Consider the following 9,985-nt stretch of genomic DNA (forward strand, 5'->3'; position numbering starts at 1 on the left):
GTAAAAGAAAATAGAAAAGTGGTAGGAAGACGAGTGTATATCAAAAAGGATGGAAACTTTTTACCAGTGCATGTAGTAGCAACAAAAGTAGAATTTGAAAATAACACCGGCAATGAACATATACTAGTAGTAGCAAGAGACATATCAAAAGAGTTAATCATAGAAGAAAAACTAAAAAATACAAACAAAGATTTAAATATGCTTTATTCTTTTATCACGGATCTTTCCAAAGCACATCAAGAAGATGAAGCTTACGATATACTTATTCATTACTTAAAGAGGTTAGGAATAGAATACGTACATATGTACAAGCTAAATCCATCTTTAAACAAAATTGTATCCTCTTATTTGCTAAAGACAAAAAGCATATATCAACCGCATGACGGGAACAACGTGTGGATAAGGGACTGTTTAGAAGATAATCCGTCTTTGTGTAAAGTTGTAAAATCTGGAACTACTTTAGCAGTTTCCAATATCAGCACAGATTACGGCTGTCCTAGGGTTGCTTTAGGATCCTCTATAAAATCTTATATGTGCGTACCTATTTTTATAGGCGGTGTTTATATAACAAACGCCACAGCTATCTTAACTCTAATGTCTTCTAAAGAGCATTTTTTCAATGAAGATATAAAAAATAAAATAAATAAATTTATAGAGGCTTTTATACCTGTAGTTAGCAACTTAAGACTCATAGAGATAAATAGAGAGCTTTCTATAAGAGACCCTCTTACAAACGCTTACAATAGGCGATTTTTAGACGAGGTATTGCAAAAGGAATTTCAAAAAGCTCTGAGATATAAAACCAAATTGTCGATTATTATGTTGGATGTAGATAACTTTAAAAAATTTAACGATACATACGGTCATAGAGCAGGAGATATGGCTTTACAGCATCTATCTAAAGTTATTCAAGAAAGCATAAGAGCTTCAGATATATTTGCTAGGTATGGTGGTGAGGAGTTTACAATAGTGCTTCCAGAAACACCTAAAGAATATGCAACCGAAACAGCAAATAGAATAAAGGATGCTTTATCAAGTAAAATGTTTTATGCAAACTATTTGGAACCTACAACTTTACCAAAAGATGCAAGTACGCTAAATACAGATGACATTTATGAGAAGTATTATATAACTGCGTCTTTTGGTGTGGCTACCTTTGATGACGATGCCAAAAACTTAGAAGAATTAATAAAAGTAGCTGATATGAGGCTATACAAAGCAAAAGAGTTAGGTAAAAATAGAGTGGTATATAATTAATAGATATAGGAGGTTTATATGGAACTGTTCAAAAAATATATAATTGAACTGGTGATTTATGTCACCTCTGTTGGATTATCGGTTATGGCTATGGGTTTTCTAGCAGACAGAAACTTCATATTTGGGAGTCTTTTTATGTTTATGCTCCTTCTTTTCCAGGTTTTTGTGATTTTAGGAGCCAAAGGAGATAAAGAATTTCCAAAAGCTTACGATAAGGATATAAAAGATGTAGGACTTTTTAATGCGCTTTTGCTTATATATTTTGGGGTTTTTACGGCTGGTATACTGATGTCTTTAGTTTAAGGCTTATGGAACTTTCAAAATATCTCGCAATAGTCGATGTTGATGTATTTAAAGACGATATAGTCGAAAAAACAAAGAAGATTGTAGAAACTTACAAACCAAGCATTATGCTAAGGGCTAAAAACTTGAAAGGAAAATACTTTTACGAGTATGCAAAAGCCATAAGAGATATCACGTTAAATTACGATGTTTTATTTTTTGTAAACGAGCGCTTTGATATCGCCATGGCGGTGGAGGCTGACGGTGTGCATCTTCCATCAAGCGCTATAGATATACCCGTTGTGAAAAGTGTATTTAAAAATAAAATAATAGGGTATTCTGCTCACTCGAAAGAAGACGCGCTGGAAGCTTTTAACAAAGGTGCTGACTATATAACGCTAAGCCCTATTTTTCCTACGAAAAGCCACGAAAACGCTAAGCCTCTTGGATTGGACTATTTAAAAGATGTTGTAAGATCTTCTAAAAAGCCCGTATACGCTCTTGGTGGTATTACAAAACAAAACATAGACGATGTGCTAAATACTGGTGTTTACGGTATAGCCTCTATAAGGTTTTTCCTATAAGAGTCGTTTGAAAAAGCGTGTGGCGCCTCTGTATTTGAAAAAGCCCGTAGCGCCTCTATACATTTGAAAAAGCGCTTTGCACCTCTACTCCACCCTGTAATTAATCGTTAGAGGTTGGTTGTTTCTTAAGATTTTAACGCTGAAGCTGCTGCTGTTTCTTAGGGTACCTAGTATTCTGAAGGCATCTTCTGGAGAGTTTAGACTTTCGTTGTTTATAGATAAGAGTACATCACCTGGTCTTATGCCCATTTGCGCAAACAGTGATCCTGGTTTTACGCTTTTAAACATAAAACCTTTTGAAGTAGGTACAAGGTCTATATCGCTAAACATTTTGTATGGATTTGATGTGATTTCAAGCAACTTGTTTCTATCTATGGTCATACTTGTGGTATTTTGATGTGAGTTATTAGACAAAAGCTCTTTTAAAGATGGAAGACCACTTGGGTTGGTGGTAGTAGTCCCTTTAGTGCCTTTTGAAAGTTTGAGAGTGAGAGATTTACCGTTGCTGCTTGCTATTATATAAAAAGGTTTTATCTGTTCTATTGTAAAACCACAAAAGTTGTCCCCCACCATAAGCACCTTTTTACCACAGCTAGAGTTTACAAGCACCATAGAATAAGCAGGATTTGTACTATAAGCTATAGCAAGCACCTCCATGCTCGAATTTGGCTTAGCGGTTTTAATGGTTTTCTCTTGATGAACAAACTTACCTACAGCTTCCATTAAATCATTTTCGTTAAAAGAAGCTGGTATTGTTGGTATTTCTTGATTTAACACAACTTTTAGGCTTTTAATGTTGTAATAAGAAGATAAAATGCTTGTAAGTATAAGCAAGATACCTACTGTTAGGCTATAGGTTGCGTAAAGCTTTTTCAAGGGCTTATCTCCATAAGAACATCAAAGTTTTGTTCTCCCGTATAGTCTTTAGCTTTTAAAAAAGCTATCTTAAAACCATCGTTTTCTATCTGATAAACTATGTTGGCAAGTGTTTTAACGTCGACGTTTGATGCTTTTATGTTGTAAAAACCGTTTTCATATTTTATATAATCGACTTTTGTATTTGAAAACAGGGCTCTAATATAATTTTCATTTAAAGTCTTTGTTTTTGGTTTGCCGTTTTTGATGAGAAAACTTATGCGTTCATACTGGGCTATCTCGTTGTACAGTTTTTCTTTTTCTTTTTTTACACTATTAAAAGCTACAAGAAAAATAGTTATAAAAATTACCGAATATAAAATATACCTTATCTTATATATAAAATAAACATACCTTGGTGATATTTTATCTATCTTCCTAAGCTCCATCTTTGAATCACCTCTTGTTTGTTTTCCTGACTTAGATTTCTTGAAGAAATAACATTCTCCAACGAGCTCAATTCATACGAGCTAATCTCTGATTTTACACTTAGGGCGTTATCTTTGTAAAAAAGCTCGTATACCTTTGCATCCGGTGGTAAGTTTTTATAGGCTTTTAGAAGAAGCTTAGAAAGTCTAAAGCTATCTTTTGGTATTATAGAAGCTTCTGTTTGCTCTTTTATATCCACTATCGGTGTGTTTGGAAAAGCTTTTTCAAAAACGTATTTCTCTTTGTTCCCTACCATCTTTATTTGATAATTTACCGACAAAAGAAATATTGCGTAGCTTATTAAAATCCCCACAACAAAAATCCCCATACTTACAAGCTCTTTTTTTAGCTTTTGGAAAGATATCGTTTGAATCCGATTAAACTTATCCTTTACCTTTTTTAAAGCACCGCCAAAAGCTATAAGCTCGCCCTTTTTAACGTATAGCATGGGCAAAGCTCTTAAATTTGGGACTTTGATATCCTCTATATCGTAAAGTATATCTCCTTCGATCGTGTTTAACCTATCGGCAAGTTCATCCTTGTCAAATATTACCTCATAATAGACAATATCTTTGTTCTCTACTCTACATAGCAAATAAGCGTAAACATCTTTAAACACCACATAAAGGTTGTCATACTGCATAACATCAAGAGCCCTCAAAAGAGCCAATGCCCATATATCTTCTACATCAAAATCTACAGGCTTTTTGGTTAAAAACCTATATCCGGATATATCAATTATGTTTAAGTTAGAATCGATGTTTGAAGTATCCTTTATTAAAATAGCATCTTTGACCGATAGCACCCTAACCGTTACATCTTCTTTGTCTTGACTCTCTAATATTTCAAAAGAATTTTTTGTTTTTCTTAGAATTACTGAACTGTCTAAATATATACCCTTTATGAGCATTTAATCATATTTTTTATCAGACCTTACTCTTATTACGGTGTGAAGATTCCCTCTTGGATGAAAATCTCCTATTACCTCTAAAAATTTTGGTTTTAAAAGCTCAAAAAGTTTGTTGTATATGGTGTTTGTAGCTGCTTCATGAGATATATACTGATTTCTAAAAGAATTTAACCATAGTTTTAAAGATTTTAACTCCACAATATATTCGTTTGGTATATATCTAATTTTAATAGTGGCATAATCAGGGTATCCAGACCTAGGGCAAAGACAACTAAACTCTGGAAAAGACATTTCAACGATGTAATCGTTTTCTTTTGATGGGTTTTCCCATGGTTCTAAAGCTGCTTTCTCTATCTCAATTTCACCGTACTTTTTCTCTTGTTGCATAATGGGTATAATGATAATACAAGTTAAAGGTTTTGTCAATCGTTGATTTTTAAAAGCTTATCTATATCCTCTTCTGGTAAAGGTTTTGACAGCAAGAACCCTTGCACATAGTCTACTCCCATATCTTTTAACATTTCGTATTGCTCTATGGTTTCTACACCCTCTGCTACATTTTTTATTTCAAACTCTTTAGATATATCTATAATAGCCTTTACTAAAGCCGCAGATTTTCTATCCTGAGTCATATTTTTTACAAAAGACATATCTATTTTTAATATATCCGCATTGAGGTCCTTTAAATAAGCTAAAGACGAATATCCTGTTCCAAAATCGTCTATGGATATCTTCGCATTTAGCTCTTTAATCTTATGTATTATTAGTTTTGCCTTTTCTATGTTGTCTATATAAAGCCTTTCCGTTACCTCTATTACCAAAGGCGCCGATAAGTTTTTTGTATAATAATATATATCATCTATAAAGTGAGGTTTGTTAAAAGTTTTCGCAGATATGTTTATGCTTATGGGCAAGTTCCATTTTTTAATCTTTTCTGAGACTTCTCTTAGGGCCCATCTTTCAAACATCTCTAGATACGGAGAACTCTCTAAAAAATCTATAAAATCTTTAGGATAATATATGTTGTCTTTATCTTTAATTCTAACAAGGGCTTCTAAGCCCATCACCTTACCGGTTTTTACATCAAAATAGGGCTGATAATGAAATATGAAAAGGTCGTCTTTTACAGCTTTTTCTATAAGAGATAGTGCTTTTGATATAAATTTTATTTGCTTTTCTAAGTCTTTATTGAAAAATTTTGTGACATCTTCATTTTCTTTTTTAGCTAGCTTGATAGCCAAACTTGCATTCTCTAAAAGAGCTTCTATGCTTTCTCCATCGTTTGGATATATAGCCAATACGCTATGAAAATGAAGTTTGATGGTTTTACCATCTATAAAGAATTCTTTTTTTATAAGCGATTCTATGTTATTTACATAACTCATAAGCTTACTTTCCTCTATATCGATAAACAAGATAGAAAACTCGTCTGCTCCGGTTCTTGCTATTATATCCTCTTCTTTAATATAACTTTTTATATTTTTCGCAACTTCTTTTAAGATCTTATCTCCAAATTCTATTCCGTAGGCTTTATTGTAGTAAGAAAAATTATCTATATCTATAAGAAGCAATGCTGCCATATTTTTTGTACTTGAAAGGGCTTCAGAAGCTTTGAATATAAAACTATTTATGTTGTAAAGCCCTGTTACGATATCGTAATACTTTATCTTATCTATTTCCTGAGATAAGGTTTTCTCCGCAGTTATATCCTTTCCTATAGAAACAAACTTCTTTGTCCCATCTTTTAACTCTATAGGTATTATTACTTGGTCTAAATAAAAGATTTCTCCATTCTTCTTTCTATTTATAATAATACCCTCAAACTTTTTGTTATTTAATATGGTATCCCATAGTTTTTTATAAAACTCTTTGTCCTGATAACCAGATTTGAACATAGATGGTTTATTGCCCAATATCTCTTCTTTTGTATATCCACTTAGCTTTAGAGCATAATCGTTTATATATTCAATCTCTCCTTTGTCGTTTGTGATAACAACCCACTCTTTAGAGTTTTCTATAGATATCCTTAGTATTTTGTTCTCTTTTATATCTTCTAACTTTTCTAAGGCGTAGCTTATCTCCTGTTGTATCTCTTTAAGTATGTATTTTGTTTCTTCGTTAAAATAGTCAAGCTCTGGTTTACATATTGTAAGTACCGCTACCACTTTGCCTTTGTTGTTTATTGGGATTGCTGCAAAAGATTTTGAATATTCTTTTGAGTTTTCAACAATTATTTTTCCTTCTTTATAAGCTTTTAACGTTAATTCTTTGGTTAAACTAGACTCTTTTGCCTCAGCGTTTTCAGTACCGCAGCTAAACGCTTTCTTTAGTTCACCATTTTCATCTGGTAGGCTTACATAAACTAGTTTAGTATAACCGTTCTCCACTAACAAACTACATATGTTTTTATATAACTCTTGTTCTGTATCTATGCTTATTGCCGCATGTATCAATTTTGACAACATGATATATAGTTTTTCTAACTTGATTTGTTTTGTGACATCAATAAAAAGCGATAATCCTTTAAAACCGTTGTTATAGTAAATTGTTTCTTCCAATACGTTAAAGTATCTGTTGTTTATTTTTAACTCTTTATAATCTTTTCTAAAATAGTTTCCTTTTTCTCTATTTTCTAAATCTTTTCTTACCTCTTCTGTTTTTTCTTTAAATAAGTTTTCTATATTATTATCTTTAACTAGCTCTCTCATAAGAGGATTCTTGTACAATACATTCTTGCCGTAGATAGCAAGCCCTATATCTTCTGAATTAAATATAGTACTTACCACATCAAAAAGGTTTCTTATTTTGTTTATGCTTTTAACATCTATCTCAAATTTCATATTTTGTAAAAATTCCTCTTCTTCAACAAGCTCAAAATTATCAATTTTTAAAAGTACACCTTTTAATTTTTCGTACAAATGAGGTTTTACCATGAAAAAGTGTGTGAAATTTGTTTTTATTTCTTTTACTACAGGTATTTCACCATAAGCATCTTTTAAATAAAGATAGCTATCTTTATAAATTATTCCAAAATCTGCTTCTTTGCTTATAACGGCCTTATATATATCTTTTTGAGTCTTTTTTAACTCAAACCTAACATTTTCAAAGTTTATTTCGTCCAGAGTTAATATAGGTATTATATAAAAAGCGGGTCTTAACGATGTAACGATTGTATCGTTTTCTTCTATTTGTTCTTTAAAACCCACTATCAAGAAACTGTCTATTTCTCCTTTTATCCTACCAAGAGGTTTATAACCATTTTTATATAACTCATATGCTTTTTCTACATATGTATACACCAAATCGCTATTTCCCTCATCGATATTTTCTACATCCTCTTTATAATCCTTAACACCTTCAAATACTACATCATCCTTTAAAATAGATGATATATAACCTGCTGTCTTATGCCATTTCTCCAAACCTTCTTTAAACTCTGTATCGTGAGGACACACTTCAAACCTTATCATATAACACCTACATAAGAATATTAATATATCATATATTTCGTTTGTATTTTATAATTATTCTTATGTTTTCTGCTTTTAAGATATTTAAAAGTCCATATCTAAACGGTGTTTTGTTTTCGCTGGCATGTTTTTTACCTATCTATCTTTCTAAAAGCCCAAGAATCTCCAACATCCCTATAAAAACTGTAAATCTTACCAAAGCATACGTATCCATTGGCAAAGAATCTAAAATTGCCTACGTCGTTTTGGCTTCAGACCCTAAAACGTTAAATCCAGTGCTAGCTCAAGAAACATCTTCCACAGACGTGATTGCCCCTCTTTTTAACGGGCTTACAAAACTTAATTTAAAAGATATGAGTGTAAAACCAGAACTTGCTTCTTCTTGGAAGATACTAAACAACGGAAAAACCTACATAGTTTACCTTAAAAAAGGTTTAAAATGGTCAGATGGGAAACCATTAACCGCTTACGATGTAGCTTTTACCTACAACGATATATATTATAATCCTCATATTCCAAATTCTATAAAGGATACGTTGTCGGTGAATGGCAAACCCTTCAAGGTAAAAGCGCTAAACAAAAATACAGTAGAGTTTGACTTGCCCCATAAGTTCGCGCCGTTTTTACAAGCTATAAGCGCGCCCATACTACCAAAGCATATATTAGAACAAGCTGTAAAACAAAATACCTTTAATACGTTTTGGAGCGTATCTCAAAAACCTTCACTGATAGTAGGCTCCGGCCCTTACAAACTTGTTAAATACGTAAAAGGTCAATATGTGGAATACGAAAGAAATCCCTATTATTATAAAAGCTCAAAAAAGCTTCCATATATAAAACGTATCGAAGCTTTTATAATTCAAAATAAAAATATAGCTCTTATGCAATTTTTAGAAGGAAATATATCTTACCTTGGACTATCACCAGAGGATTTATCTTACTTTGCTTTAAACAAGCCAAAAACCCCAATAACAGTATACGATTTAGGGGATACTCCTACCATAACGTTTATAACCTTTAACCAAAATCCTAACGCCCATATACCAAAATACAAGCTAAGATGGTTTCAAAACAGACTTTTTAGGACAGCCATATCTTACGCCATAGACAGAAAGACAATAGCCTCGATGGTTTACAACAACATGGCAAGCCCCCTTTACGGACCTATAACCCCAGCTAACAGACCTTACTATAAAAAGGGTTTATTCAAAAAATTTCCTTTTAACCTGCAAAAAGCCAAAAAACTTCTTATAAAAGCAGGATTTTATTATAAACACAAGAAACTTTACGATAGATACGGCCACAGAGTAGAATTTAGCCTTATCACAAACTCAGATGCCCAAGATAGAAAATATATAGGAGCCATTGTGAAAGAAGACTTGGAAAAAATAGGTATAAAAATTATATTTCAACCAATAGATTTTAACTCTTTGGTATCTAAACTTACAACACCACCTTATCAATGGGAAAGTGTTTTGATAGGGCTTACTGGTTCTATTGACCCAAACGATGGTAAAAACGTTTGGTATTCAAGCGGTTCTTTACACATATGGCACCCTTTAGAGAAAAAGCCAGCCACCATATGGGAAAAGGAACTTGACGTACTCTTTGACGAAGGAGCCAAGACTACAAATATTAAAAAACGTATAGCCATTTACAGAGCCGCCTTTTATCTCATAGAATATTACCAACCTATGGTTTTTATAGTCACTCCTAAAAGCCTAATATCTTCAAAATATTATATGAAAAACTTTTATCCTACAGTTTGGGGCTTTTACAAAAAAGATTATATGTATATTGAAAGGTAAAAATTATCAGTTTATACGATTTTCTTCTCAGGGTCTTGTTAAGTATTTTGTTAACTCTTAAACATATAAGCGAATTTTACACTGTCAGAAATTTGAAAAAAAATCGGTTTAAAATATGATATAATAGTGCAAAATCGTTGGAGGTGTTTTATGTTAGAAAAAGCAATTTACAAGTCTTTTAAGCAAGTAGTGATAAGCTTGTCATTTTTGGGGCTTCTTGGGACGACATTTGCTGATACAAAGGTAAAAGAAATGCAACTTCCGGTACCAAAATGCTCAAGCCCTATTTACAACGTGTCTATCATGGATTTTAGCTGTAAAGCTGCCGCT

The 9,985-nt window shown here is 32.4% G+C and carries 10 protein-coding genes; 5 read left to right on the forward strand and 5 right to left on the reverse strand.

What is annotated here, in order from left to right; genetic code table 11:
• The 3 genes from ACP5S8_RS06995 to ACP5S8_RS07005 all read left to right on the forward strand — a co-directional run.
• A partial coding sequence (locus tag ACP5S8_RS06995; protein ID WP_461876252.1) for a sensor domain-containing diguanylate cyclase occupies nt 1–1,257 on the forward strand: 1,257 nt, incomplete at its 5' end.
• Nucleotides 1,258–1,275: 18 nt separating this feature from the next.
• Nucleotides 1,276–1,560: a hypothetical protein gene (locus tag ACP5S8_RS07000; RefSeq protein WP_461876254.1), complete on the forward strand. Its 285-nt coding sequence runs from the start codon at nt 1,276–1,278 to the stop codon at nt 1,558–1,560.
• A gap of 5 nt (nt 1,561–1,565) precedes the next feature.
• Nucleotides 1,566–2,123: a thiamine phosphate synthase gene (locus tag ACP5S8_RS07005; protein ID WP_461876255.1), complete on the forward strand. Its 558-nt coding sequence runs from the start codon at nt 1,566–1,568 to the stop codon at nt 2,121–2,123.
• An 84-nt stretch (nt 2,124–2,207) separates the two neighbouring features.
• On the opposite strand, the gene ACP5S8_RS07010 is transcribed toward ACP5S8_RS07005, so the two are convergent.
• Genes ACP5S8_RS07010 through ACP5S8_RS07030 form a run of 5 tightly spaced genes read right to left on the reverse strand, consistent with a single transcriptional unit; the run spans nt 2,208 to nt 7,847 of the window.
• On the reverse strand, nt 2,208–2,999 hold the full coding sequence (locus ACP5S8_RS07010; protein ID WP_461876257.1) for a PDZ domain-containing protein: 792 nt from the start codon (nt 2,997–2,999) through the stop codon (nt 2,208–2,210).
• On the reverse strand, nt 2,996–3,427 hold the full coding sequence (locus ACP5S8_RS07015) for a hypothetical protein (protein WP_461871060.1): 432 nt from the start codon (nt 3,425–3,427) through the stop codon (nt 2,996–2,998). Before ACP5S8_RS07015 ends, ACP5S8_RS07010 begins: the two co-directional genes overlap by 4 nt.
• Entirely contained in the window at nt 3,409–4,377 is a 969-nt protein-coding gene (locus ACP5S8_RS07020; RefSeq protein WP_461876258.1) for a hypothetical protein, read from the reverse strand. The genes ACP5S8_RS07015 and ACP5S8_RS07020 overlap by 19 nt, the downstream gene beginning before the upstream one ends.
• Nucleotides 4,378–4,764 carry a preQ(1) synthase gene (gene queF / locus ACP5S8_RS07025; RefSeq protein WP_461871058.1) on the reverse strand — a complete coding sequence of 129 codons (387 nt, stop codon included), beginning with the start codon at nt 4,762–4,764 and terminating at the stop codon, nt 4,378–4,380.
• 35 nt (nt 4,765–4,799) lie between these two features.
• Nucleotides 4,800–7,847, reverse strand: a complete 3,048-nt coding sequence (locus ACP5S8_RS07030) for an EAL domain-containing protein (RefSeq protein ID WP_461876259.1) — start codon at nt 7,845–7,847, stop codon at nt 4,800–4,802.
• Nucleotides 7,848–7,909: 62 nt separating this feature from the next.
• Between ACP5S8_RS07030 and ACP5S8_RS07035 the strand changes: the two genes are divergently transcribed.
• Both ACP5S8_RS07035 and ACP5S8_RS07040 read left to right on the forward strand, forming a co-directional pair.
• Nucleotides 7,910–9,655, forward strand: coding sequence for an ABC transporter substrate-binding protein (locus ACP5S8_RS07035; protein WP_461876261.1), 1,746 nt, complete (start codon nt 7,910–7,912; stop codon nt 9,653–9,655).
• A gap of 150 nt (nt 9,656–9,805) precedes the next feature.
• A partial coding sequence (locus ACP5S8_RS07040) for a hypothetical protein (protein WP_461876262.1) occupies nt 9,806–9,985 on the forward strand: 180 nt, incomplete at its 3' end.

This window comes from Hydrogenobaculum sp. (assembly GCF_049967395.1).
In the GTDB taxonomy this organism is placed as follows: Bacteria; Aquificota; Aquificia; order Aquificales; family Aquificaceae; genus Hydrogenobaculum.